This is a genomic window from Vibrio sp. RC586 (assembly GCF_000176715.1).
In the GTDB taxonomy this organism is placed as follows: domain Bacteria; phylum Pseudomonadota; class Gammaproteobacteria; order Enterobacterales; family Vibrionaceae; genus Vibrio.
The window spans coordinates 308,894-335,403 of record NZ_ADBD01000007.1 but is presented as its reverse complement, the minus strand read 5'-3'; the positions used below and the strand labels follow the sequence as shown (position 1 = coordinate 335,403).

The following is a 26,510-nucleotide window of genomic DNA, read 5'->3' as shown; positions in this document are numbered from 1 at the left end:
CAACTGCAAGGAATGTGTAAATTCTCGGCATTTAAGACGCAACCAAGGTCACAACCTGATAAAAGGTCAGGGAAAGTAATGCCGAAGCGTAGAAACATGTGTTATATTTTTTCACCTTATAAGTATCAAGAATATCCAGTTCTCGACTGACTTGGCGCTCAATCTTGTAGTGAGCCCCGTTTCAGTAAGAATTTGGGTATACCGATCAAACTATAGAGGGATAATGGCTCTATGAGCGATCTAGCTAAAGAGATCACGCCCGTAAACATCGAAGACGAGCTACGCAGTTCGTATTTGGACTACGCGATGTCGGTTATCGTGGGTCGTGCTCTTCCTGATGTGCGTGATGGCCTTAAACCAGTACACCGACGCGTACTGTTCGCGATGAATGTGCTGGGCAACGACTGGAACAAAGCCTATAAAAAATCTGCCCGTGTGGTAGGTGACGTAATCGGTAAATATCACCCTCATGGTGATAGTGCGGTTTACGACACCATCGTGCGTATGGCGCAGCCTTTCTCACTTCGTTACATGTTGGTCGATGGCCAAGGTAACTTTGGCTCGATCGACGGCGACTCCGCGGCGGCAATGCGTTATACCGAAGTTCGTATGTCGAAAATCGCGCACGAACTCTTGGCAGACCTAGATAAAGAAACCGTTGACTACGTTCCGAACTATGACGGCACCGAGCAGATCCCTGCGGTATTGCCGACAAAGATCCCGAACCTGCTGATCAACGGTTCATCCGGTATTGCGGTGGGTATGGCAACTAACATTCCTCCGCACAACTTAGGTGAAGTGATCGATGGCTGTTTAGCCTACATCGATAATGAAGCAATCACCATTGATGAGTTGATGGACTACATTCCTGGTCCAGATTTCCCAACTGCAGCGCTGATCAGTGGCCGTAAAGGCATCATTGACGCGTACAAAACCGGCCGTGGCAAGGTTTACATGCGCTCGAAAGCGGAAATCGAAGCCGATAAGAACGGCAAAGAAACCATCATCGTCAGCGAAATTCCTTATCAAGTGAACAAAGCGCGCTTGATTGAAAAAATCGCTGAATTGGTGAAAGAGAAGAAAGTCGAAGGGATCAGCGCACTGCGTGACGAGTCTGACAAAGACGGTATGCGCATTGTGATTGAGTGTAAGCGTGATGCGGTTGGCGAAGTGGTTCTGAATAACCTGTATGCCAACACTCAGCTGCAAACCACCTTCGGTATCAACATGGTGGCACTCGATAACGGTCAGCCTAAGCTGTTTAACCTGAAAGAGATGCTGAAGTGTTTCGTCGACCACCGCCGCGAAGTGGTGACTCGTCGTACTATTTTTGAACTGCGCAAAGCGCGTGAGCGTGCCCACATCCTTGAAGGTTTGGCTCTGGCTCTGGCGAACATTGATGAAATCATTGAACTGATCCGTCATGCCGCCACGCCTGCAGAAGCAAAAGAAGGCTTAATTGCCCGTGGTTGGGATCTTGGCAACGTTGCGGCAATGCTGGAGCGTGCGGGTACGGATGCGGCGCGTCCTGAGTGGCTTGAGCCGCAATACGGCATTCGTGATGGCAAGTACTTCCTGACTGAGCAACAAGCGCAAGCGATTCTGGATCTGCGTCTGCACAAGCTGACCGGTCTAGAGCACGAGAAGATCCTCGATGAGTACAAACAGCTTCTCGAAGAAATTGCGGCATTGATGCACATTCTGGCGAGCACAGAGCGCTTGATGGAAGTGATCCGTGAAGAGCTCGAAGCGATTCGCGCAGGCTTTAGCGATGCGCGCCGCACAGAAATCACGGCAGCAACTCACGACATCGACATGGAAGAACTGATCGCCCGTGAAGATGTGGTTGTGACTCTGTCACACGAAGGTTATGTGAAGTATCAATTACTGAGCGACTACGAAGCACAGCGTCGTGGTGGTAAAGGTAAGAGCGCAACCAAAATGAAAGAAGAGGACTACATTGAGCGTCTTCTGGTTGCCAATACCCACGATAACATTCTGCTGTTCTCAACTCGCGGCAAAACTTACCGTATGAAGGTTTACCAACTGCCGTTGGCAAGCCGTACTGCGCGTGGTAAGCCAATCGTGAACCTGCTTCCTCTGGAAGAAAACGAGCGTATTACTGCGATTCTGCCAGTGACAGAGTTCAGTGAAGATAAATTCATTTTCATGGCAACCGGTGACGGTACTGTGAAGAAAACTTCACTGGATCAGTTTGCTAACGTTCGCGCCAATGGTTTGATTGCGGTGAACCTACGTGATGACGACGCGTTGATTGGTGTTGAAATCACCGATGGTGAAAGCGACATTATGCTGTTCTCTAAATTCGGTAAAGTTGTTCGTTTTAAAGAGTCTGAAGAAACCGCTGTTGTGGATGAAAATGGTCAACCTGTGCTGGATGAAAATGGCCAGCCAGAGATCAAGTTCAAAGGCGTAAGACCAATGGGTCGTACCGCTGCGGGTGTTCGAGGCATGAAACTGGCTGACGGCGACCAAGTGGTATCGCTTATCGTACCGAAGGCCGAAGGTGACGTGCTCACCGTAACCGAAAATGGTTACGGTAAGCGTACCAGCCTGTCTGAATACCCAACCAAAGGTCGTGGTACTCAGGGTGTGGTTTCGATCAAAGTCTCTGAGCGTAACGGCAGCGTAGTGGGTGCAGTACAAGTGGCCGAGGGTGATGAGTTCATGATGATCACCAATGCCGGCACATTGGTACGTACTCGCGTGGCGGAAGTCAGCCAAGTGGGCCGTAATACTCAAGGCGTTACCCTGATCCGCACTTCGGAAGGTGAAAGTGTGGTAGGTCTGCAGCGTATCGATGAAATCGAAGAGTCTGAATTGCCAGAAGGCGAGGAAGCACTTGTTGAGAACGATGCACCTGTTGCACAAGATGATGATGGTGAACAAGAGTAATCTGCTCTGTCATATCCCCACCTAATCACACTTAGGTAGGGAAATTCATAAAGTGCCTAATCAAAGCCGGACAACCGTCCGGCTTTTTTGATCCCGCTTACAGCCTATAAGCCCCACTCAGTTTTCTCACAAACAGTTAGTTATACTGACTCGGAAAATAGTTAAGGAGTCAATATGGATGGGATGACGCTGATACTGGGTGTCGCTGTGGTAGTGGCAATGGCGATTTATCTATTGATTCGACCCCCGCGCCGAGTCGCAGTTGGGTTTGTTGGAATTGTGACTATGGTGAGCGTGGGTCTTTTTTTATGGATGCAGCAGCCAGAGCCTAAAGCCCAAGTTAAGGCCGAAACAAAATCACTGACTCAGACAATGAGTGATTTGCAGGAAGCGTTACGTAAAGATCCCAATCAAGCCGATTTATGGTTCTCTTTGGGGCAAGGCTATTTATTGGAGAGTGATTTTCCCGCGGCTACGCAATGTTTTGATTACGCGATTCGATTGACCGAGTTTCCGACCGCCAACCAATATGCCGCGAAAGCGACAGCGCTTTACTACCAACATAAGCAAAACATGAGTGATGACGTGACTCAGCTTTTGAATACGGCTTTAGAAATTGAACCATTTAATGAAACGGCACTAACACTGATTGCTCAAGACCACATGATCAGCTTTCGTTATCAGCAGGCGGTGGAAACTTGGCTGCACTTATTGGACTCTCCCGATCTCGCTCTCGATAGAGCCAAAATCATTCAACAATTGGATCTGGCAAAATCACGAGTGGTCAAAGCCAGCTAAATCGTCACCAAGCACTAACTACCTTCGACTCGAAGCCGTTATTTTGTTTGAACTTATCTTGTTTAAATAGAAGAAAAGCCAACGCACTGTTGGCTTTTCGTTGAAGGCACTCCATGTCACGAGAGTGCAGAATCGAGGTTTAAACGCTGACTTCTAGCGTCTACTGACTTTTCGTCTAATAGTTAGCTTCGCGTTGCTCTGCTTTCTTATCCCATTCAGGAACGACAGTATCGAGGAAGTGCTGTTTCTCTGCTTTCATCTTCTCCATATCCATGCCTAAGGCCGCTTGGGCTTTCTCTTTGCTTGAGATATCAGGTTGCTTAATCGGATCCGTGATGCCTTTAGTGGCTAATAGACGAGCCAGTTTAGTACGCGCATCCGCCGCGCGATCCACCGCGGTTCCCAACACTTCCAAAGCGACTTCAGGCGCATGCATGTGCACACCATGTGAAGCGATGGAGTAGTCCCAACGCCATTGCGCATGACGGATATCTTGCAAGATCGATTGCATCTCTTGTTCCGTTGCACCGGCTTTCCATGCAGCTGCTGTTTCAAAGTGTGCTGCAACGATTTGTTTTTCAGCCGTCAGCTTCATTTTCAGCACTTGCGCTTTACGAGTCGCGACAATGTTTTTCAACTCATCTTTACTTTGGGTATGGCAATTGGCACAGGTATTTTCAAAGCGATCAAATGGGTTACCGATTTTATGGTCGGTATACACTGTTCCATCTTCGTTTTTCACCTTAGGCATGTGGCAATCCGCACACACCACATTATTTTTGCCATGGATACCAGCACGCCACGTTTCATATTCAGGGTGCTGCGCCTTAATCATAGGGGCTTTGGAGAGTTGGTGCGTCCAGTCACTGAAATTCAGTGCATCGTAATAACGTTCCATAGAATCCACATCAGTACCCATATCCCAAGGGAATTTCACAGCCTTGGTAGGGCCTGCGAAATAGTATTCCACGTGGCACTGACCACACACGCCCGCTTGTTGATCGAGGCGTGACATTTGATCAAAGGGTTTGCCAATCGCCTGATATGCACGCTCTACATAAGGACGGGTGATTTTCAGTGCCGGTTCACCATTTTTGAACGCTTCACTGCGCGTGTCATGGCAGTCCGCACAACCAATCGGGTTAGAAATTTCTTCACCCAAACGCGCCCATTTGCCTTCGAAATAGCCGTCTTCACCACGTTCTTCAATTACTCTTGCCACATCGGGTGATTTACAGCTCCAACAGGCCATTGGCATTGGGCCTGAATTAGAATCGGTTGGGCCGCCAGTACGCAAGGTTTGGCGAACATCATCTAATGCGTAAAAGTGGCCACGAGCCTTGTTATAGTCTTTGGCAAAGCCGTAGCCCGCCCATAACACAACCATATTTGGATCTTCGGCCAGAGCATCTTCGATAGGTTTACTCTCTGACGTCTCTTTCCATGTTTTGTATTGATCAGGGTGTTGTGCCTGATAAGTCTCGTTACGCGGGTCTGCAAGTTTGTTTTCTGTTTCTGCAGACACGCCAAAACTCGCTACTCCCAAGGAAGTTGCGCTCATGAGTAACAATGCTGCTGATTGTTTTATCCAGTGCTTTTTCACAATGGCTTCTCCATATTCCGTGTTGGTTTCTGCGTTGTGGGGCTGAATATCCAAATTAAGAAAGGAGAATGCACAAACTATTATTGTTTATATTTTTAAAAACAAAATTAGGCATATTAATAATCATTGTTTTGGATCAATTTACCACTGTGACCAAGCTTCAAAAAAAATCCATATACCTCTAAAGTGGTATGAAATCTCTAAATAAATAGAGAAAAGGCTAATGCTTGAAATTAAATAATTTCCAATGATTTAGGTGATGTATCTCACTAATTCTTGCTTGTGAAATACCCATAAAGGAGAAGGGGGGATATTCTATTTATATAGCGTTGTGGCTTATCCAAAATAAGAATTGATTGCATTTGGTGAATAATCGAAACCAAGAGTAATTATTTTTCTGATTTTGATAACAATCCTTATCAGAAATAAGGACAGGATAATATGGGCAAAGTTCAATTTGCCATAGCCATAATGCTGAAGTCCCTTCTTGCATTTTGTCTCTATGGATATTCTATTTATGCCGTCGCGGAATCTTCTGATAAAAAATCGGAGGCATCTCCACAACGCCATGAAGTCACTTTCATCCGTGATGCTGATTACAAATGTGTTCAGTGCCATAAGGATGCCAAAAATACACTACTGGAATCACACAGTGAGCAAGCGCTGCAACAAGAAGGGCGTGAGCTGAACTGTACTAATTGCCACAGCAATATTGGCCCAGAACACCGGAATGGTGCTGAGGACGTGATCAAGTATTTCAGTGCGCAATCGCAACCCGGCACAGAAAAGGTTTATCTGGATCCAGAGCAGATCTTGCAAGCCAACAGCGTTTGTATGGACTGCCATCAACCGGAAAAACTCCGTGAGAAAAGTTGGACGCACGATGTACATGCGAAAAACCTCACCTGTTCTAACTGCCATACGGTTCATGCCATGGATGCCAAAGTGCTGAGCTTTGATCACAAGCAAAAGATAAAGCTGTGTGTCGATTGCCATTCCGATTTCAAAGCGAAGGAAGAGGAGAAATAACATGAGCTGTTCAAGACGTCATTTTCTCGCGGGTTCCGGAGCTTTAATCATGACCACGGGCATTGCGGGTACGGCAGTGATCAATAGTCGCTATGTGCTTGCCGCTGTGCAGGAAGAGGACAATAAACGTTACGCCATGGTGCATGATGAAACCGCTTGTATTGGTTGTACCGCATGTACCGAAGCGTGTCGCGAAGTGAACAAAGTACCTGAAGGAGTCTCCCGTTTGGAGATTATTCGCAGTGCTCCGCAAGGTGAGTTTCCGAATGTGGATTACCGTTTTACTCGCAAATCTTGCCAACATTGTGAGAATCCGCCTTGCGTCTATGTCTGCCCAACGGGTGCGGCTTACAAAGATGAAACGACAGGCATTGTTGATGTACATAAGGAGCGCTGTGTGGGTTGCGGTTACTGTATTGCTGCTTGCCCTTATCAAGTGCGTTTTTTCCATCCGGTCACTCATTCGGCGGATAAGTGTAACTTCTGCCGTGATACCAATCTGGCACAGGGCAAACTGCCTGCGTGTGTGGAATCTTGCCCCACTAAGGCGCTGACATTTGGCGATTTAAACGATCCGACCAGTGCAGTCAATCAACTGCTGGCGACCCGCACGGTGTACCGAGATAAAGTGCAGCTAGGTACCAGCCCTAAACTGTATAAGATCCCGCATCAGAAAGGGGAGGTGTAATATGAACACTTTACAAACCGCTTTTCATTTTGATTCTTTAGTGTGGGATTGGATTATTGCCATCTATTTATTTTTGGCAGGGATGTCCGCCGGTGCCGTCATGATCTCGCTCTATTTGAAACGCAACGTAATACAAGGCGATGCGGCAGAAAATGGGATTATTAAAGCGACCGCTTGGCTGGCACCGTTCGGAATTATTGCCGGCCTGACGATTTTGATTTTCCACCTCACTAAGCCACTCGAGTTTTGGAAGATCATGATTTATTACAACCCCACCTCAGTGATGTCGATGGGGGTGATTTTGTTTCAAGTGTATATGGCGGTGCTGTTCGTTTGGATCGGAATTATTTTCAGACCTGTGATCATGCGACTCTTGAAGGGCAAATTCACCGTAGTGGATGGTTTGCTGCTGAAAGCCAAGCAATTTGAAAATGGGATTGAAATTTTCCTCGCCATTTTAGCCATTACTCTTGCGGCTTATACGGGCTTCCTGCTTTCGGCATTAAAAACTTATCCGATGCTGAATAATCCGGTGTTGCCAATCCTGTTCTTATTCTCCAGTCTTTCATCTGGTTTCGCGGCTTGTTTGATGGTTGGGGTGTGGATCTTTAAAGAGCCGATGAACAGTCCAAGCATTGCCTGGCTGCACAGATTTGAGCGCCCGACTGTACTGTTTGAGTTGTTTGTGTTGGTAACTTTCTTTACTGGGCTGATTTTCAGTGGTGGTCAAGCACAGGCTTCCGCGTGGAATGCCATTTCAGGCGGCTTCTGGGCTAACTGGTTTTGGTTCGGTGTGATTGCACTTGGTATGGTGCTGCCTTTGGTGCTGAATGCGCTATCTCCGAAATCCATCAAACATTCGCTCGGCTTTGTACTGTTTGTCACCTCGCTTAGTTTACTTGGGGTGTTAATGTTGCGTACCTTTGTGTTGTACGCCGGACAGATGACCGTCATTTAAGCGTGATAGGAAAAGCTAATGAGTGACTTAGGGCTGTTTTTACTCATTCTGGTCGCCGTGTTAAGCACGGCGATGAGTTTTTTGGGGCTAAGTCGCTTTCGCTCTCTTTCCTTACATCTATCGAGTTTTGAGCCACAGCAAATATTGCTTACCAAAACCTGCCGACTGGTGTTCCTCTGTGCTTTGTCGGCCTTGGTGCTGTTAGCGTATGCGTTCCTCAGTGATAATTTTGCGCTGCATTATGTTTCATCCCACTCCAATTCTGCTCTGCCCGTGTTTTACAAAGTGGCAGCCGTATGGGGAGGACATGAAGGATCGATGCTGTTTTGGGTGATGACGCTAGCAGGATGGTCTGCAGTGATCTCCTATCAGCGTTGTTACCCGCAATCTTATCAATTCAAAGTGCTGACCTTGATGAATGCGCTGGTTGCCATGTTCGCGTGGTTTACCTTGTTCACCTCCAACCCCTTTGAATTAAACACGGTTTTGCCCAGCGAGGGGAGAGATTTAAACCCGATGCTGCAAGATGTCGCGCTGATTTTTCATCCTCCTTTGCTGTATCTCGGCTATGTAGGTTACTCCACCGTGTTGGCGTTTGCTCTGGCCGCATTATGGGAAAAAGAGATCCCTACCCAATGGGTGGAATGGTGCCAGCCGTGGGCAATGGGCGCGTGGCTGTTTTTAACCTTAGGCATCGGGTTAGGTTCATGGTGGGCGTATTACGAGCTCGGCTGGGGTGGTTGGTGGTTCTGGGATCCCGTTGAAAATGCCTCTTTACTGCCTTGGCTGAGCGGAACGGCGCTGTGTCACACCTTATTGGCTAACCGATACCACGGTGTATTGCAGCGTTGGTGTTATGTGTTGGCACTGATGACGTTCAGTTTAAGCATTATAGGCACGTTTATTGTGCGCTCTGGTGTACTGACTTCCGTACATGCGTTTGCGGTTGATCCCGATAAAGGTATTGCGTTGCTTGCCATTCTTGCTTTGGTGCTGCTTGTGGGCTTGGGCAGTTTTGTCCTGCGTTTAGACGAGATTCGCTCAGCATCTCTTACTCACTGGTGGAGTGCACCATTTTTGATGCTGATCGCGACAGGGTTATTGGCAATCGCCGCATTTACCGTTGGAATGGGTACCTTTTACCCCATGTTGTACACCTTGTTTGGGTTTGGCAGTATTTCAGTCGGTGCGCCGTATTTCAATTCCATGATTTTGCCTTTTGTCTTCTTGGGCATGTTGGCATTAGGCGCAGTTCCATTAATCAAACACAAAAACCGACGACCAATCGCGCTAGGGCTAGCGTTACTTTCCATACTACTGGGAACCACGTTATATCGGCTACAGGTGGATAACCCAGTTTTGTGGGTTCAACTGTTCTGGACTTTGGGATGTTGGGTTGCCAGCACACACTTGCTCTGTTTATTGGAGAAAAAAACGCGAGCGATCCCTATGCTGATGGCGCATTTGGGGTTGGCATTTCTGGCTGTGGGCACGGCAATGAATGCTGAACACTCTCAGGAAATCGCGAAAAAAATGGCACCGGGAGACACACTGACATTTATGCAGTGGCAGGTAACCTATCAGGACATAAACTGGGCAATAGGGCCAAATTACACGCTTGAGAAAGCGCGATTTACATGGCAAAAAGAGGGGGCGAGTTCTTTTATCATGGAGCCCGAACGTCGCCATTATCCAGTACGAGTGATGAACATGAGTGAACCCGCTTTGCATGGACTGTGGAATGGGGATTTGTACGTTACGCTTGGTAGCAAGTTTAGCGAGCAGAGTCATTCCGCAAAAAGCTATGCCGTAAAGAGTTACGCTGTGAAGTTACAGTTCAAAGCTTATATAGGCTGGATATGGTTAGCAGCACTGATGTTTGTAATGGGCAGCGTTCTGGCGTTAGTGAGTCGCTGGAAAGAGAGGAGAGTGCAGAGTGTTGAAAGCCAACGTTATACGCTTGCTTAGTGTGGTCTTAGTGATTGGTGGTGTGCTCGCTGCAATTGGCTTGGGGCTGGAAAATAAAAATACCAACAAGGCAGAAGTGAGTGTGGTCAAACAGTTACCGGCGTTTGATGCCCCAGATTTACTCGACCCAAACTCACGCGTAACGCAGCAAGATTTTCTCGTTTCGGACTACAAACTTCTCAATGTGTGGGCTTCATGGTGTGGCATTTGTTTGAGTGAGCATGACTTTTTAAACACATTAGCCCAGCAAGGTGTTCCAATTTACGGCTTAAATTATCGGGATGAATCCCGTGCGGCAACACGTTATTTGCAGCAACACGGCAACCCATTTGTCAAAGTGGCTCAAGATCCACAAGGTTCAGTGGCGTTAGATCTTGGTGTGATTGGCACACCGGAGACGTATTTGATCAACTCGGCAGGAGAGATTGTTTTTAAATATTCAGGGCAATTGACCCAAGAAAAATGGCAACGTTATTTTCAAACATACTTTAAGCAGGAGAGTTAATTGTTATTCCGGCTGGCTTTCTTTCTCTTTTTCATCGTATCGCCATTGCAAAGTTGGGCGAGTGATCCGCTTTCAAGCTCAGAAGGCGTTAATGCCGTTGAGTTTTTTGAGTTTGATTCCGCTGAGCGGCAACGAATGGCGACCGAGTTGGCGAAATCATTACGTTGTCCGCAGTGCCAAAACCAGAACTTGATTGAATCAAATTCGCCGATCGCCAAAGACTTACGCTTTAAAGTGTTTGTGATGGTGAAAGAAGGGAAAAGCGAGCAAGAGATTGTCGATTATATGGTTGAACGCTTCGGTGATTTTGTGTTGTACCAACCGCCATTTAAAGCTCAAACCTGGCTGCTATGGTTGGCTCCGGTAATCATTCTGAGCCTATTTTTGATTTACGCCGCCCGGTCGGTACGGCGTAAATAGCTACCAGTCAGACAAAATACGGCACAGTCTGGATATAAGACGTACTTCTGGCCGTATTTTTAAATAGATAAATATGGATCAAATCAGAGGCTAAAATAAAAATTGCACGGATGTTTTTCATATTGATCTACTTGCAATGTCTTTAAATAAAATTTTATTAAAATACGACTAATTATTAGTAATATTTTTGGTTGAATTGATACAAGCAGCGGTGATTGAGTGCTGGCTGTTAATTTATATTGATATACCTTTCGGCATTAGAAAATAGTTTTTCACATAATTTCTTCTGGTTCATATACTCTGATGTGCCTTGCTCCATTGAGTCTAGAACTTCTTTCGCTGCTTGATATTCTGAGACCATAACAGAGAATTGCTCTTCAAAGTTGTTTCTTTGTGTTTTTTTATTTGATTTTCTTACGGGTTTTCGCATTTTTGATTCCTTATAGATCCCAAAGTTTCTTCTGTTCTCGTTCTAATAAAATATCTTCAATTTTTTTCTTATCTTGTGAATGTTATCTTGACTTTCATCTGCATTAAGAACTTTTACTTTGGAATTCTTTGATTTAGAACCAGTGATTGGTTTTTTCAAATTTTGATCTCCTTCCCTAACGTAGAAATAAGCAGCTCATCGAACATCACATTTTGCGAATGTTTAATTGCAAAATAAATTTCATCCTAGAAAATTAAAATGATCATTAGGTGATATGAAATGAAAGTGGATAAGATTAAAAACGACTTATCTGATTTACAGTAGGAAGACAAACTTTAACATTGTCACTGTAAGATTGATGAACAAAGAACGGTGTTTTCTTTATTTGATGAAGATTGAATGACTAGATCTCATCATCTAAACAAGATCTAGTCATAAATATTTATAGCACAGTAACGTTAGCAGCTTGTGGGCCTTTATTACCTTGCTCTACGTTGAAAGCAACTTTTTGGCCTTCAGCTAATGTTTTAAAACCGTCGCTAACAATTGATTTGAAATGAACGAATAGGTCAGCACCGCCGTTGTCAGGAGTGATAAATCCAAAACCTTTAGTTTCGTTAAACCATTTTACTAGACCAGTTGTTTTATTAGACATATATATCTCGATAGATTAATTAGATTGAAAGAGAAACTACTAAATATGGAATGAAGAAAAAGTTATCGCAGGATATATATGACAAACTGAATCAAAAACTGAGAAGATCTTAAACTAAATTTTATATCAATAGCTCACTGTTAGAACTGGCGCTACTATACACGATGTACACACAATAGATACGCATTTCTTTGTTTTAAATTTTTATCCTTTTAAATCAGTGTGTTAGATCTTGTTTTTTGAGGGTGCTAAGGTTGGAACTAAGCTATACCCCCAAAAACACTCCGTATTTGTCATCGGTTTGCTTCGGTATAATGCCCGCCCAATTTCCAAGTGTCGTATTTAAAAGGTCATACCATGAGTCAATATGTTGTCTGTGCGCTCTACAAGTTTGTTGAGCTCAATCATTACCAAGAGCTGAGAGCGCCACTACTGGCACTGATGGAAGAGAACCACATTCGGGGCACATTGTTGTTGGCGCAAGAAGGCATTAATGGCACCGTCGCTTCTTCTCGCCAAGGAATTGATGCGCTGCTGGCGTGGCTAGACAACGAGCCCAGTTTAAAAGGCACTGTGTATAAAGAGTCTTTGGCGAGTGAGCCGCCGTTTAACCGCACTAAGGTCAAACTCAAGAAAGAGATTGTGACTATGGGTGTAGAGGGCATCGATCCGCGTCATGTGGTGGGTACTTACGTGAAACCGCAAGATTGGAACGAGCTGATCTCTGATCCCGAAGTGTTGGTGGTGGATACGCGTAACGACTATGAAGTGCAGCTCGGTACCTTTAAAAACGCACTCAACCCAAAAACCGAGACATTCCGCGAGTTTCCGCACTATGTGCAAGAAAACCTTGATCCGCAAAAGCACAAAAAAGTCGCCATGTTCTGTACCGGCGGGATCCGCTGTGAAAAATCCACCGCGTATTTGAAAGAGCAAGGCTTTGATGAGGTGTATCACCTTGAAGGTGGTATTTTGAAATATCTTGAAGAAGTGCCTCAAGAGCAAAGCCTGTGGGAAGGGGATTGTTATGTGTTCGACGGACGGGTTGCGGTAGGGCATGGCCTTGCGGAAAGTGACTATCAAATCTGTAATGCTTGTCGTCTACCTATTACGGAGGAAGACAAACAGAGCGAGCAATACGAACAAGGCGTCAGCTGTCCGCGTTGCTTTGGGTCACACACCGAAGAGCAGCTAGAGCGTTTCCGTGAGCGTGAAAAGCAAGTTCAATTGGCGAAACTGCGCGGTGAAAGCCATATCGGCGAAGAGAGTGCACACGTCATTGAAGCTCGCCGCGCTGAAAAATTGGCACGCAAAGCCGCGCAGCGTGGCCAGAAAGGTTAGCGAGTTGTGAGTGGGGGGCAGGTCTCTACCCACTCACTGCTTGAAATCGCTGACGAAATTCCCTCGGAGTCATGGCTTTGAGGGTTTTAAATTGGCGGTTGAAGTTCGACAAATTTCCAAACCCAGTTCGCTCGGCAATTAACGCAATCGGCAGCGCAGAACTGGCTAAAAGCTCACACGCTTTACCAATCCGAAACTGCTTCAAATGCTCCGAAAAACTCATCCCATAATGCTTTTCAAATAAGCGATACGCCGAGCTTTCACTCAAATGTAAGTGATGGCATAAGTCGGTGATTTTGATCGCTTGTGCGTAGTGCTGCTCCACATACTGTTTCGCCAGCTGAATTTTCTTGTGAATGTCGCTGTTACTGGCGAGTGGTGTCATCAAATACGGCGCAACGGATAGGCGCTGTGCTTGCGGATCGTCCGCCATCAACAGCAGAGACTCAATTACGCGCAAGCTCTGGTAGCTGTGAGCTTGCTGCTCAAGATTTTCCAGTAAATGGGCGACTTGAACTGCGGTCTGCTCGCTCAGGTGTAAGCCATAAGCGGCATTTTGCTGTAGGCGTTTTAAGGCTTGAGCCTGAGGTAACACGCTTTGCAGTTTATCTAGCCACTCTTGCTTAAACCAGATAATCGTAGAGTGCAGGGTTTTGAATTGATTCAAGTGCTGGCGACCAGCAATCATATGCGGCAAACCGGGGCCATAGAGCAAAAGGGTGTTGTGCTCAACCCCACCAATCGCATCACCTGCAAAATAGTTACCGACAAAACGTTGATCTGGGTTCTGGTAGAGCACCAGTTCATACTCGGTGTGATAGTGCCAAGGACAAGAAAACTCTTCTTTATTCATGTTGCTGTGGAATTCTCGTAATACCCAATCCTGACTGATGCCACTCATCACATTTTCAATTAAAGGCCGCATAACGATTTACGTTGGTTTTCCACCGATCAATTTGTGGATATAGATTAGAAGAATGGCTCAATTTCTGTCAAATGGTAGAATGGTTTTGCCGGAATAGTATTAGAACTGGCTCGAATAACATCAATACAGAATAAGCAGATTCAGTACACTAGCCGCCTTATCCATCCATGATATTTCATCTTCAGTTTTGCTACGGAGTTACTGCATGTATCGAGACAAAACCGCCTTACTGTTTATTATGTCGACACTAGTCACGGGTCTGTGCGGGGCTTTCTTTTATCCACTTTCTAGCTTGTTTATTGTTGAGGCGCTCGGTGCTTCACCGATGCAACTGAGTCTGTATATGGTCATGGCGGTGGTCAGCTCAGTCATCGTATCGCAGTGGTTGGCGCGTCAGTCAGATCGTGATTGGCAGCGTAAAACCATCTTATTGGTCGCATTGCTCTGCTATTTGATCACCGTGATCAGCTTTATGTTTATTCGCAGCTACAGCCTCGCCATTATGGTGGTGGTGGTGTTTGCAAGCGTAAGCGGCGCGTCATTTGGTCAGCTTTTCGCGCTTGGTCGTGAATACGCCGATCGCCATTTAACCGATAAAACCACCTTTCTCGCCACCATGCGTGCCGGCATTGCGATAGCTTGGGTATTTGGTCCACCGGCGGCGTTTATGCTCAAAGCCAGTTTTGGTTTTAGTGCTGCCTTTGCGGTTTCTGCCGCGATTGTTTCTTTAGCCATTGTGTTGATTGCCCGCTATTTGCCTGCAGGGGAGAAAACAGCAGTGATTCAACCGGATGGCACACAAGTCGATTTAAGAAAATACTCGACACGTAAGCGGGGGCTGATTGTGTTGTATTGTGTCACCTTGGTGTGTACGTTTGGTGCCAACAACCTCTACATCACCAGTATGCCGCTTTATTTGTCTCGCGAATTGATGGTGCCTGAGCGCTGGTTAGGCTTGCTGTTTGGTACCGCGGCGTTGTGTGAAATTCCCGTAATGTTAATGGCAGGAAAGTTGGCTCAGCGCTGGGGAATGAATAAATTGCTGATGCTTGGGATCACCTGCGGTATTTTGTTTTATGGTGTGATGCTCACTCACGCTGGGTTTGTTGCCATGATGGCGGCACAAGTGCTCAATGGCTTTTTTATTGGCGTGTGTGCAACGTTAGGAATGGTGGTTCTACAAGACATGATGCAAGACCGACTGGGTACGGCATCAACCCTGTTTTCGAGCATGCTCAGTATCAGCACCTTAGTGGCGAGCTTGTCAGTCGGCGTAGTGGGCGAATTTTATAACTACTTCAGCACCTTGTATGTTTCTTTAACTGGGGCGTTTAGCGCACTGATTTTGTTGATGTTGTTTAGTCAATTACAGCGCAAAGTGACACAGGCTGAATTGGCTCAGAGTGCGGTATCAGTCTATTAGAAACGGGTGTCGATGAGCGTTCATTTCGATCGTTCATTGCTTGTACAAAGTGATAGGTGCGTAATTATTCGGTAAATCGTAAAAATATGTGACCATACTTCCATATCTTATGGTGTTATAAGAAATCTTTATGAAAGAGGGTATTATTTTTAAGAAAGTAAAGTGATTGTGGGGAAATATGGTGGACAATTTAATTATTGCCCAGTTGAAGAAGGAGTTCTACGCGCAGTTGAGCGCGTTGCAAGCTCATTCTGCACCACAATCAAAACCCACCCTTTCCGTGCTAACCGATGAAGAATTGAGTCAGTTAGAACAAATGTGGATTGAATTGTGCGTCTGGAAAAAGTCGCAAAACTGATTTTCTCTCCTTATTTTGATGACAGAATGAACCCAACCCACAACGGTTGGGTTTTTTATTGCTCAAAAAGTCATTTGTTATAACATAACAATTTAAGCGTCCGAGTGATCTTTTCTTTGAAAAAAGGGGTATCAGCCCTCATAGTTAGGACACTATTAGAGACAACTTATGCAAATGTTGAGAAACGTGCATCCCGTTACCAAGATTCAAGTGAGTGCAAATATGGCGGAAGTAAGAGCCAGAGTCGATTTCAAAGTCGGAGCCAAAAGTAATATTGACGCAGAAATCCTGTCATTTCATGGACTGCAATCTGATAAAGAGCATGTTGCGGTTATTTTCAAAGCAGCGGATACCACCCAAGAAGCACCTTTAGTGCGTATGCACTCCGAGTGTTTAACGGGCGATGTTTTCCATTCTTCTCGTTGTGATTGTGGGGAACAGCTAGAAGAAACCATTACCAGAATGGGCGAGTCAGGCGGCATCATCCTGTATTTGCGTCAAGAAGGGCGTGGCATTGGTTTATACAACAAGATTGATGCTTATCGTCTACAAAGTCAGGGTATGAACACCTATGAAGCCAATAATCATCTTGGTTTTGGTGATGATTTGCGTGATTTTACCGAAGCAGCACAGATGTTGAAGGCATTGGGAGTGCATAAGATCCGCCTTGTGACCAATAACCCTAAAAAAATCCGTGAGTTGAAAGAACACGGTATTGAAATTGTTGAGGTTGTACATACCTCAGCTCACATCAAAGCGGGTAATGAAAGTTACTTGAAAGCCAAAGTCTCCCACGGCAAACATCAATTTAAGCTGTAAGTTTCCGTTTTATAAAGACTTTTAGCCATCTGGTGAAAAATTCAGAATGTTATTAAACCCCACGCTTGTGGGGTTTTTTGTATGTGTGCTTGAAAAAAAAATGTAAATTTGTATTATCTGCAACGAAATGACAAATGATAATAATTTGCAATACACATTAAGCCATACAAGGATGACACATGAAAGTTAAATCTATTCTCACTTCTGCCATCTTAGCTTCGCTGACGCTGACTGCTTCAGCCAGCTTTGCAGCAGCACCGACTCAAGCTCAAGTGGTTGAACATTACGCCAACATTGCACATGCCGTTTATGCGGATTCTCGTCTTACCGCTCAGCAGCTGCAAAAATCGATTGATCGTTTTTTGCAAACGCCAACAGCGAAAGGCCTAGAAGAGGTAAAACAAGCGTGGTTGGCTGCTCGGGTTCCTTATCAACAATCTGAAGTTTTCCGTTTTGGTAACACGATCGTCGATGACTGGGAAGGTCAATTGAATGCTTGGCCATTGGATGAAGGTTTGATCGATTATGTATCAGGCAGCTATCAGCATGAACTCGGCAATGAAGGCGCCAATGCCAACATTATTGCCAACACATCATTGACGATTGGTGCTAATAAGGTCGATGTAAAAGAAATTACCCCTGAACTACTGGCGAGCCTTAATGAAATCGGTGGTTCTGAGGCGAATGTGGCGTCAGGCTACCATGCGATTGAATTCTTGCTGTGGGGGCAAGATTTGAATGGCACTAAGGCGGGAGCGGGTGCGCGTTCTTATACCGATTATCTGCAAGGTAAAGAGTGTACCAACGGCAATTGTGATCGCCGAGCGCAATACCTCAAAGCAGCCGCTCAACTGTTGGTGACTGACCTTGAATGGATGGAAAAACAGTGGGCAAACGGGGAGAAAGGTAACTACCGTCAGCAACTGTTGACCGAATCCAGTGAGAATGGCTTGCGTAAGATGCTGTTTGGTATGGGTTCTCTTTCTCTGGGTGAGCTAGCGGGTGAGCGTATGAAAGTTGCGCTTGAAGCGAATTCAACCGAAGATGAGCACGACTGTTTCTCGGACAACACCCATAACTCGCACTACTACAACGAGCAAGGCATCTATAATATTTTCACTGGCACCTACACTCGTGCGGATGGATCTGAGCTGAAAGGCCCAAGTCTGTATGAGTTAGTCGCAGAAAAAGATGCCAGTGCGGCAAAAGAAATCCTGCAACAGTTTGAAACTGCCAGAACCCAAGTCGGTGAGTTAGTCACATCAGCAGAAAAGAATAATCAACATTTTGATCAGCTCATCGCAGCCGATAACACCGCAGGCCATGCAATCATCAATCAAGCCATCATGGCACTTGTGGTTCAAACAGGCTCTATTGAGCGTGCTGCAGGCATTATTGGCATTGATAACCTAAACCCAGACACGGCGGATCACGAGTTTTAATCTGTCACTCTAGTTATCCTTTCCCTCTGCAAATCAGAGCAGGAAAGGGATCGTTCGATTTTGCAATAAAACCCAATCCTAGATGTATTAATCAATAAAAACGGATTGGGTTGTTTTTCCAAGAACGTTTTCACAGGAACCATGTCATGAAGTCCTCTTTCTCTCTGCTGCTGTTTGGCGCCGTATTGGGCAGTTCTGCCTTGGCTGCGGAGATTAAATCGGGTGGTGATACCAGTACCACCAAGGAAGGGGCGAACGCCTTTTCTATGCCTGCGAGCAATTTACCGATCACCAAACGCCTTGATTTTAGTGTGGGGAACAGTTTTTTCCGTAACCCTTGGGTACCGGCACCCGCTTCAACGGATGCTCGTGATGGTTTAGGGCCTTTGTTTAACACCAATGGTTGTCAAAACTGCCACATCAAAGATGGGCGCGGTCATCCACCGGAAGCTAATGATACCCATGCGGTGTCCATGTTAGTGCGCTTGAGTATTCCGGCAGTGACTGAGCAACAGAAAGCGACTTATGCCCTCAATGGCGTTGTGCCGGAACCCACTTATGGTGGTCAGCTACAAGATTTTGCGCTGCCAGATCAAAAGCCCGAAGGGCGCATTCACATCACTTATGATGAAGTGGTGGTCACTTTCGCTGACGGTACGCCTGTCGCCTTACGTAAACCGAATTTGAAAATCTTGGATCTTGCTTATGGCGACATGCATCCGGATGTACAAATGTCGGCGCGGGTCGCACCACCAATGATTGGACTTGGACTTTTGGAAGGGATTGCAGACCAAACCTTACTGGAATGGGCCGATCCCGAAGATCGCGATGGTGATGGTATTTCTGGACGAGTCAACCAAGTACGTGATGTACGAACCGGTGAAACTGCGATTGGCCGCTTTGGTTGGAAAGCAGGGCAGCCTAACATCATGCAGCAAAATGCGGCCGCCTTTAATGGCGATCTGGGGTTAACCAGCCACCTGTTTCCACAAGAAAACTGCACGGAAAAACAAACGCTGTGCCGCGAGCTACCGAGTGGTGGTTCACCAGAGGTCAGCGACAACATTTTGGATTTCGTCGAGTTTTATGCTCAGCACTTAGCGGTTCCCGTGCGTCGCAACGTACAAGATCCTCAGGTGCAATTGGGTGAAAAACTGTTTGTCCAAGCGGGCTGCCAGTCTTGCCATAAAACAGACGTAGTAACGCAAGAAAATGCCGACCGTCCGGCACTCTCAAATCAGCGTATCCAGCCTTACACGGATCTGCTGTTACACGATATGGGCGAAGGCTTGAGTGATGGTCGCCCGGAAGCGTTAGCATCCGCACGTGAGTGGCGTACCGCACCTTTGTGGGGGATCGGTTATACCCAAGAGGTGAATGGGCACACCTATTTCTTGCATGATGGTCGAGCGCGCAACGTGATGGAAGCAGTACTGTGGCACGGTGGTGAAGCGCAAGCGAGTCGCGACAAGGTACTGCAATTGGATAAAGCACAGCGTGAAGCGCTGATGGCCTTTTTGAATTCGCTGTAGGAGATGAGGATGAAAAAAACGCTGACTCTTTTGGCTCTGTCGCTACTGACCGCGTGTCAGAGTGCCTCAAATCCTGACCATTCCAGCCAAGCGGTGTTTGAGTTAGAACGTGAATATGCGCAAACTCTCGCTGATCAGACCGAACAGTTGCAGCAGAGTGTGACTCAATATTGCCAAGCGCCGAATGGAGACATCACATCACTTAAACAGCTGTGGCAAGCTAGTATGCAGGCGTGGATGCGTTTGCAAGGCCAGCAGCGTGGCCCGAGTGTGGCGCTGGATCTAAGTTGGAACATGCAGTTTTGGCCAGACAAAAAAGACACGACTGGGCATAAGATGAAGCAGTTAGTGGCTCAGCCTCAAACATGGACGGCGGATGACATCGCGAAACAGAGTGTTGCGGTGCAAGGCCTTGGTGCATTGGAATGGCTGATCTTTGATAGCAAATCCGTTCTATTGACTGAGCCACAACAGGTATGCCCTACCGCGATGGCGATTAGCCACCATGTGCAGCGCAATGCGCAAAACATTGCTCAGGCTTGGCAAGATAACCCGTGGCAAACGCTGGATGAACAAGCGTGGCGAGCCGAGTACATCGCTCTGCTTTCTAATCAACTTGAGTTTGCCCTGTCTAAACTTAATCGACCACTGGCGAGCATTGGCCAGCCACGGCCGTATTTTTCCGAATCATGGCGTTCTAAAACCTCGCTCAGTAATATGCGCTATAACTTGCTAGCGATTCAGGCGTTGTATCATGCCGATGGACAAGGGCTGGATGCCATGTTGCGCGAGCAAGGTATGGTCACGACGGCAGATCGCGTCTTAGCTCAACTAGCGGGGATTATCGAAACATGGCCGCAACAAGCCAGCCTGTTTAACATGTTGCAAACCAAAGCTGGGTATCGAGAGGTGTTAGTGCTGCGTGATAAGTTCGAACAACTGAACTATTTGCTGCACGATGAAGTGGCGGTGGGGCTTGGCGTGGTGATTGGGTTTAATGCAACTGATGGTGACTGATGCAACTCGCCGCAATTTGCTGAAAGCGGCACTGTTTGGTGGTTGTACGCCTTGGCTGGTCAATGCTTGTAGCTCCACACCATCATCCGTGTGTGCCTTAATTGGCTGCGCGATTGAGGGGCGCGAGCGTTTCAGTGTGGTAATGGCAGATAGCGCGGGACAAAAAATAGGCCAATTGTCTCTGCCAGCCAGAGGGCATGGGATTGCCATTCACCCTCATTTGCCACAGGCTGTGGCGTTTGCGCGGCGACCGGGGCAGTTTATGTCGGTGTTTGATTACCAAACGGCGCAGCAAATTGTGCTGCGTCCTGCCGATGCACAGCGTTACTACTACGGGCATGGTGTGTTTTCAGCAGATGGCCGCTTTTTGTATGCTACGGAGGGGGAGCAAAAAAACAGCCGTGGCGTGATCGGCGTGTATGAGGTTGCTGAACGCTATCAGAAAATTGCTGAATTCAGCGGCTTTGGTGTTGGCCCTCACGAAGTGATCTTGATGGCAGATGGTCGTTTGGTGGTAGGAGTCGGTGGTGTGCATACCTTTGGCCGTGAACCACTGAATCTGGACACCATGCAGCCGAGTTTGACCTACCTCTCTGCACAAGGTGAGGTATTGGAGCAAATCACACTTGCCGATCGCCATTTGAGCATTCGTCATCTGGCACATGATGGTGCGCAAACCGTCTTGTGTGGTCAGCAGTATCGCGGCCAGCCGGATGACTACCCACCGCTAGTCGCCATGCACAAAGGTTCAGGGCCACTCATTCCATTGCAAGCCGAGCCTGAGCAGTGGGCGCGTTTTAATCACTACATTGCGAGTATTGCTGCGACGGAGGAGTTGATTCTTGCGACTTCACCTTTGGGAAATTGCTATGGAATTTGGTCTAAAGCCACAGGCGAACTGGTGGAGCTTGCTGCACTAGCAGATGCTTCCGGCGTCGTGGTTCGCCATGGTGCCTTTCAGGTGAGTTCGGGGTCTGGGAAAATCATTTTGCAATCGGCACCAGAGCACTCTCAAGCCTACATGAGTCAAGTGATGTGGGATAACCATTGGTCAGCGATTGGATGAATGAGCATGCTTGCGTATCAAGAGCGCGATTTATAACCAAGGAATGAGAAAATGTAGAACGACTGACGATAAAACGAGACATCGGTGAAAATATATCTATCAACAGCTTAAATTTGCGACTGACCTTTGCCATACTTGATGCATCTTTGGCCAAAAGGGCGTTTTGATGAAAAGCAGAGTTGTTGTTGCTATCGCGTTGTTATTGTTTGTTATTCCATGTTCAGCAGCTCAACGCTTTGTCGAGTTGGGTTGGCTTGAATCCAACGCTCCCGTCTATGAACAAATGGTCAATCCTGCATTGGTTGAAGAGATTTATCAAAATAACAATGACCAACTGTTGTGGAGTGATTTAACAACGGCAAAGCATTTTGAAACTCAATTAGAAGTTATTCATCGTGCGGGCTTTAGCCCATTCTTTAAACAACAACTTTTAGAGTTAAAAACATACCGTCAGCAAGACAAGTGGCATGAATATGACCTATTGGCAACGGATACCTTATTACAGTATCTCAGCTATGCAGAACTTGCTCCGCAAATTGGCATTTCATGGTTCTTTGAAGGGCAGCTCAATAAACCGCTTGCTGCGCCGAGTGAAGAAGCACAGCTTGCCTTGCATATGGCTATCGGTAATCAAACGCTAGATCAGTTGATTGATGAATACACACCGAGAGATCCTGACTATCAGCAATTGCTTCACACCTATCAATCTTTATTGGCAACCGAATCTCAGGATATTCCTCTTTATGAGCAGACTGGATTAAAGCGTCTGGGTGATCCCTTAACGCATCGTGATGCGTTAGTGCATCGTTTATCTTTAGTGAATATCGATATCACCGAGGTTCGTGACGATATTACGTTTTATGATCAGGCTCTAGTGAATCCGATCAAGCAGTTCCAGAGTATGCATGGTTTAAAACCGGATGGCGTTGTAGGGCCGGAAACCATGAAATGGCTGAACAAATCCATGGCTGAGAGAGTCTCATTGTTGGCGCTTAATGCTGAACGCTTGCGTTTGTGGCCAGCACCGCAAGATACCGCGATTGTGGTGAATGTACCGGGTTTTGCGATGAAATATTGGGATGCGGGACAGGAAGTGTTTGAAGCCAAAGTGGTGGTAGGGCGTGTTACACGCCCCACTCCTGTTATGAATACCAAACTGGATTCGCTCATCATAAACCCGACTTGGAATGTGCCACGTAAAATCATGGTGGAAGATATCCTGCCGATGGTGAAACGTGACCATGAATACTTAGCGAAGCATCAAATGGAGATCATTCGTGGTTGGAATGATCCCGAAGTGGTGGATCCGCAGCTCATTGATTGGGCCAGTGTTGACCCTGAAACTTTCCCATATCGGATGCGTCAGCAGGCTGGAGTGCAGAATGCGCTCGGCATGTACAAATTCAATACCCCTAATTCACGTGCGATTTATCTGCACGATACGCCAAGTAAACATTTGTTTAATAATGCTGCACGTGCCTTTAGTTCTGGGTGTATTCGTGTAGAGAATGCACAGAAATTCGCACAGACTTTGTTAGAACAGCAAGGCATTGTGCTCAATGAGCTTCCAGAGAAAACCAAAACCATCGCGCTGAAGAAGCGGATCCCTGTGCACATCATCTATCAAACCGTTTGGTATGAAGGCGGGAAATTGCAGTATCGTGACGATATTTACCGTTACGACACCTCGGCATTGAGTGATGGTGACACGTATCCAAATTTGACTAAAATTTGACAGCAGAAAATTTCCTTTATTGCTCAAGGAATAAGCTAAGTATCGACTTGAATTAGTGATAGCTAGCACGTTTTATGCATTTGATATCGGACCCAGAGTTCGGTACTTTCCGTATCGATAAAGCTAAGTTCGGTAGGTAATAAAGTGCAAACAACACGACGAGATTTTCTAAAACTGACCGCAGGCGGAATAATTTTAGCCGCATGCACCCCCAGCATTGCACTCGCGAGTTATGCCGCTAAACCAAGGGAATTGGCGTTGAGTAATTTGCACACAGGCGAAAGCATTGAAACGCGTTATTTCAATGGTAAAAACTATGTTCGCTCAGAATTGAAGCGTTTGAATTACTTGTGTCGTGATTTTCGTCGTGACGAAGTTCATGCCATGGACAAAGTGCTGTTTGATCAGTTATGCCAGATTCAACAGCTATTGGGTACTCAAGCGGAAGTGCACATTGTTTCGGGTTACCGCTCTCCAGCAACTAACAAACAGTTACGTAAAAAATCGAAAGGAGTGGCGAAGAAGAGCTACCACATGTCGGGGCAGGCTATCGATTTTCGTTTGGATGGCGTGTCACTCAAGAAAATCCGTGAAGCCGCGATTAGTTTGCAGGTGGGTGGCGTAGGTTACTATCCGAAAAGTCAATTTATCCATATCGATACGGGGCCTGTTCGTCAGTGGGTTGGAGCCTAACTTGTCAAAGGCTGGCGTTAGTGACATAGTGCCCGCCAGTTAAGAATCAGACAGGATAGGTTTATGTCTTTACAATATCAGGTGGTGCCAGTTACGGCTTTTTCTCAGAACTGTTCGATCGTGTGGTGCGATGAAACCATGGAAGGGGTCGTGGTGGATCCGGGCGGTGATGTGAAACAATTGGCGATGTTGATCGCTGAGCTCGGTGTGAAAGTGACCCAACTGGTACTGACTCATGGTCATCTGGATCATGTTGGTGGCACTGAGCCACTGGCTGAAGCTCTTGGTGGTACTCGCATTGTTGGTCCACACAAAGCAGATAACTTCTGGCTGCAAGGCTTGGAAGGGCAAAGCAAAATGTTTGGTTTTCCGCTGACTGAGGCTTTTGAACCGGATCAATGGCTGAATGATGGTGACGTGGTCACGTTTGGTAAGCAAACCCTGCAAGTTCTGCATACTCCGGGTCATACACCGGGACACATTGTACTGTTTAGTGAATCAGCACGACTCGCTTTTGTGGGTGATGTGTTGTTCAACGGCAGCATTGGTCGTACCGATTTTCCACAAGGGGATTTCAATACTCTCATCGCTTCGATTAAGAATAAGCTGTGGCCATTGGGTAATGATGTAACTTTTATTCCCGGTCATGGGCCTCAATCCACATTTGGCCGTGAACGTGCCAATAACCCGTACGTAGCGGACGAAATGCCTCTTTATTAAATCCCTTTCTACGGATTATGCTCTGGCTCGGCGGCGGCAAGATAGCGCCGAGCCAATCCGACAAATTCTTCCGCGCTTCGATCTAAATCCTGCTCTGCAATAAACACATCATACCCAAAGAATTTCCGTTGATACTGCATTCGATTGGCAAGCATGGCTTGTAACCCACTGTATTGGTTGCCTTTTGCATCCACGTAAGGGGTTGAGTCCAAAACCAAATCTTCAAATTGACCCTGCTTGGCTTGTTGCTGAGCACCAAGGTAGAGTAGGGCACGTTGGCTAAGTAGTAGTTGGGTTGAGAGGCGGGGGCAAATACTGCTAAGGTAAGGCGAATAATCTTTCAGACGAATCCCCACCCACGGCAATGGCTGATGCCACCCTTCGCGCTCATAGCTGCATACGCCGATTTGGCTGATGTTATTCCATTTTACAACCCATCCGCCCTGATAAAAATGCTGCTGAAAATGGGTTGCGGTCAGTGTGTAAGCGACTTGCCCTTTTAGAATCAACCAATAGGCAAGCCCTCCCCATGTGAAAAGTGCCAGTATGCCAATTAAGGCTTGCATGGCAGATTGCGCAATCCAGAGCACTAAAATGATGAGTGCAGTGGCGAGTAAAACTAACCCCTTGATGATTCTCGGAGTGAAATGGAACTGATGATTGTAAAGTTGCAAAGTGGCCATGCGTTCCCCGTTTTCGAAACACTCCGCACAAATTATAGCCATGCGATCGGCTAGAAGATCAATTGTCGCGGAGAACTTGACCTCATCCCTACAAACGGCGGGCGTAATTTGTTATAAAGCGCGCTTCAAAATTTTATGGTTGCCTTAGGGCAATGAAATGGAGACCGACCCGATGAGACTAGCTCATAAGCGTAAAGTGCAGGCTAAACTGCAAAAGCGCATTAAAGCGATAGTTGCAAACCTTGCTACGGTAAAAGCAACGGTGAAACCGAGTACGTCTGTGCAACAGAAAGCGCAGCCCGTGCACTCAAAGGCCCCTTCGGCACACAAAGTAGAGCAAGCGGCAGCACCCACTGTGATTAGCCAACTGACTCCGAAACAACAACAAGTTCTTGAAATCGTGCGTGATGCCGTTGAAGGCATTAACCCAAAAGCGATCGGTTTGATCGCAGGTCAAGACGAAGCGAAAGCCTCAGCATGGGCTGCAGGCGCGCTGAAGAAGCTGCTTGATGAAAAGCTGGTCGAGAAAAACCAAGCCGGTAATAAAGTGACTTACACTCTGGCGGTGTAAGCCAGCCACAAAGCTCCGCCTCTCGGAGCTTTGTTTCCTTTTATCCAAACCTCAAGCTGTTTGACCATACCTTTGTCACAGTTTTTACTCTTTTCTTTAAAATCCTATCCCGCAGAAATTAGTACGTAATAATTAGTCTATTTAATTTAAAAATAGAGTTTATCTTACTGATTCTATTCACAAAATGATTTTGTCCTACGTATTTTTACTTACAA

25 protein-coding genes are annotated in these 26,510 nt (G+C 46.5%); 20 read left to right on the top strand and 5 right to left on the bottom strand.

Going from position 1 to position 26,510, the window contains the following annotated elements:
- Nucleotides 1–231 precede the first annotated feature (231 nt).
- Complete coding sequence (gene gyrA, locus VOA_RS12620) at nt 232–2,916, top strand: DNA topoisomerase (ATP-hydrolyzing) subunit A (protein ID WP_001281171.1); 2,685 nt, start codon at nt 232–234, stop codon at nt 2,914–2,916.
- Nucleotides 2,917–3,090: 174 nt separating this feature from the next.
- Entirely contained in the window at nt 3,091–3,714 is a 624-nt protein-coding gene (locus tag VOA_RS12625) for a TPR domain-containing protein (protein WP_000348915.1), read from the top strand.
- Nucleotides 3,715–3,889: 175 nt separating this feature from the next.
- Here the strand turns inward: VOA_RS12625 and nrfA are convergent, their stop codons facing one another.
- Complete coding sequence (nrfA, locus tag VOA_RS12630) at nt 3,890–5,317, bottom strand: ammonia-forming nitrite reductase cytochrome c552 subunit (RefSeq protein WP_000716710.1); 1,428 nt, start codon at nt 5,315–5,317, stop codon at nt 3,890–3,892.
- A gap of 441 nt (nt 5,318–5,758) precedes the next feature.
- Between nrfA and nrfB the strand changes: the two genes are divergently transcribed.
- The 6 genes from nrfB to nrfF are packed head-to-tail and all read left to right on the top strand — an operon-like array spanning nt 5,759 to nt 10,885.
- Nucleotides 5,759–6,346: a cytochrome c nitrite reductase pentaheme subunit gene (gene nrfB, locus VOA_RS12635; protein WP_000521189.1), complete on the top strand. Its 588-nt coding sequence runs from the start codon at nt 5,759–5,761 to the stop codon at nt 6,344–6,346.
- A gap of 1 nt (nt 6,347) precedes the next feature.
- Complete coding sequence (gene nrfC, locus VOA_RS12640) at nt 6,348–7,034, top strand: cytochrome c nitrite reductase Fe-S protein (protein WP_032468165.1); 687 nt, start codon at nt 6,348–6,350, stop codon at nt 7,032–7,034.
- A gap of 1 nt (nt 7,035) precedes the next feature.
- Nucleotides 7,036–7,992, top strand: a complete 957-nt coding sequence (gene nrfD, locus VOA_RS12645) for a cytochrome c nitrite reductase subunit NrfD (protein ID WP_001094647.1) — start codon at nt 7,036–7,038, stop codon at nt 7,990–7,992.
- An 18-nt stretch (nt 7,993–8,010) separates the two neighbouring features.
- Nucleotides 8,011–9,960 (top strand): heme lyase CcmF/NrfE family subunit, encoded by a 1,950-nt coding sequence (locus VOA_RS12650; protein ID WP_001281352.1) that lies wholly within the window; start codon nt 8,011–8,013, stop codon nt 9,958–9,960.
- On the top strand, nt 9,929–10,465 hold the full coding sequence (locus VOA_RS12655; protein WP_000909997.1) for a DsbE family thiol:disulfide interchange protein: 537 nt from the start codon (nt 9,929–9,931) through the stop codon (nt 10,463–10,465). The genes VOA_RS12650 and VOA_RS12655 overlap by 32 nt, the downstream gene beginning before the upstream one ends.
- On the top strand, nt 10,466–10,885 hold the full coding sequence (gene nrfF, locus VOA_RS0117470) for a heme lyase NrfEFG subunit NrfF (RefSeq protein ID WP_000898921.1): 420 nt from the start codon (nt 10,466–10,468) through the stop codon (nt 10,883–10,885).
- Nucleotides 10,886–11,114: 229 nt separating this feature from the next.
- Here nrfF and VOA_RS0117465 read toward each other — a convergent pair whose 3' ends face one another.
- Entirely contained in the window at nt 11,115–11,315 is a 201-nt protein-coding gene (locus VOA_RS0117465; protein ID WP_001231165.1) for a hypothetical protein, read from the bottom strand.
- Between the two features lie 442 nt (nt 11,316–11,757).
- Nucleotides 11,758–11,970: a transcription antiterminator/RNA stability regulator CspE gene (gene cspE / locus VOA_RS12660; RefSeq protein ID WP_000066842.1), complete on the bottom strand. Its 213-nt coding sequence runs from the start codon at nt 11,968–11,970 to the stop codon at nt 11,758–11,760.
- Nucleotides 11,971–12,327: 357 nt separating this feature from the next.
- On the opposite strand from cspE, the gene trhO reads away from it, so the two are divergent.
- Nucleotides 12,328–13,311 carry an oxygen-dependent tRNA uridine(34) hydroxylase TrhO gene (gene trhO / locus VOA_RS12665; protein ID WP_000085166.1) on the top strand — a complete coding sequence of 328 codons (984 nt, stop codon included), beginning with the start codon at nt 12,328–12,330 and terminating at the stop codon, nt 13,309–13,311.
- Nucleotides 13,312–13,336: 25 nt separating this feature from the next.
- On the opposite strand, the gene VOA_RS12670 is transcribed toward trhO, so the two are convergent.
- Nucleotides 13,337–14,236 (bottom strand): helix-turn-helix domain-containing protein, encoded by a 900-nt coding sequence (locus tag VOA_RS12670; protein ID WP_009355817.1) that lies wholly within the window; start codon nt 14,234–14,236, stop codon nt 13,337–13,339.
- A 205-nt stretch (nt 14,237–14,441) separates the two neighbouring features.
- Between VOA_RS12670 and VOA_RS12675 the strand changes: the two genes are divergently transcribed.
- The 10 genes from VOA_RS12675 (at nt 14,442) to VOA_RS12715 (ending at nt 25,041) form a co-directional block, all read left to right on the top strand.
- Nucleotides 14,442–15,659, top strand: a complete 1,218-nt coding sequence (locus tag VOA_RS12675; RefSeq protein WP_000285486.1) for a sugar efflux transporter — start codon at nt 14,442–14,444, stop codon at nt 15,657–15,659.
- Between the two features lie 178 nt (nt 15,660–15,837).
- The gene (locus VOA_RS12680; RefSeq protein ID WP_000228192.1) at nt 15,838–16,017 is read left to right on the top strand and encodes a hypothetical protein; all 180 of its coding nucleotides are present in this window, start codon (nt 15,838–15,840) and stop codon (nt 16,015–16,017) included.
- A 168-nt stretch (nt 16,018–16,185) separates the two neighbouring features.
- On the top strand, nt 16,186–16,836 hold the full coding sequence (locus VOA_RS12685; RefSeq protein ID WP_001178147.1) for a GTP cyclohydrolase II: 651 nt from the start codon (nt 16,186–16,188) through the stop codon (nt 16,834–16,836).
- Between the two features lie 179 nt (nt 16,837–17,015).
- The gene (locus VOA_RS12690; protein WP_000865451.1) at nt 17,016–18,278 is read left to right on the top strand and encodes an imelysin family protein; all 1,263 of its coding nucleotides are present in this window, start codon (nt 17,016–17,018) and stop codon (nt 18,276–18,278) included.
- A 146-nt stretch (nt 18,279–18,424) separates the two neighbouring features.
- Nucleotides 18,425–19,810, top strand: a complete 1,386-nt coding sequence (locus VOA_RS12695; protein WP_000842474.1) for a di-heme oxidoreductase family protein — start codon at nt 18,425–18,427, stop codon at nt 19,808–19,810.
- A 9-nt stretch (nt 19,811–19,819) separates the two neighbouring features.
- Nucleotides 19,820–20,827, top strand: coding sequence for an imelysin family protein (locus VOA_RS12700; RefSeq protein ID WP_000753307.1), 1,008 nt, complete (start codon nt 19,820–19,822; stop codon nt 20,825–20,827).
- Nucleotides 20,817–21,893, top strand: a complete 1,077-nt coding sequence (locus VOA_RS12705) for a DUF1513 domain-containing protein (protein WP_032468205.1) — start codon at nt 20,817–20,819, stop codon at nt 21,891–21,893. The genes VOA_RS12700 and VOA_RS12705 overlap by 11 nt, the downstream gene beginning before the upstream one ends.
- Nucleotides 21,894–22,059: 166 nt before the next feature.
- Entirely contained in the window at nt 22,060–23,628 is a 1,569-nt protein-coding gene (locus VOA_RS12710; RefSeq protein ID WP_000842394.1) for a L,D-transpeptidase family protein, read from the top strand.
- A gap of 144 nt (nt 23,629–23,772) precedes the next feature.
- Nucleotides 23,773–24,321 carry a DUF882 domain-containing protein gene (locus VOA_RS0117460; RefSeq protein ID WP_032468164.1) on the top strand — a complete coding sequence of 183 codons (549 nt, stop codon included), beginning with the start codon at nt 23,773–23,775 and terminating at the stop codon, nt 24,319–24,321.
- A gap of 63 nt (nt 24,322–24,384) precedes the next feature.
- Nucleotides 24,385–25,041 (top strand): MBL fold metallo-hydrolase, encoded by a 657-nt coding sequence (locus tag VOA_RS12715; RefSeq protein WP_000058371.1) that lies wholly within the window; start codon nt 24,385–24,387, stop codon nt 25,039–25,041.
- Between the two features lie 8 nt (nt 25,042–25,049).
- On the opposite strand, the gene VOA_RS12720 is transcribed toward VOA_RS12715, so the two are convergent.
- Nucleotides 25,050–25,724, bottom strand: a complete 675-nt coding sequence (locus tag VOA_RS12720) for a DUF2982 domain-containing protein (RefSeq protein WP_000212750.1) — start codon at nt 25,722–25,724, stop codon at nt 25,050–25,052.
- A gap of 172 nt (nt 25,725–25,896) precedes the next feature.
- On the opposite strand from VOA_RS12720, the gene VOA_RS12725 reads away from it, so the two are divergent.
- Entirely contained in the window at nt 25,897–26,295 is a 399-nt protein-coding gene (locus VOA_RS12725) for a hypothetical protein (RefSeq protein WP_001234196.1), read from the top strand.
- The last annotated feature ends 215 nt before the right edge of the window (nt 26,296–26,510 follow it).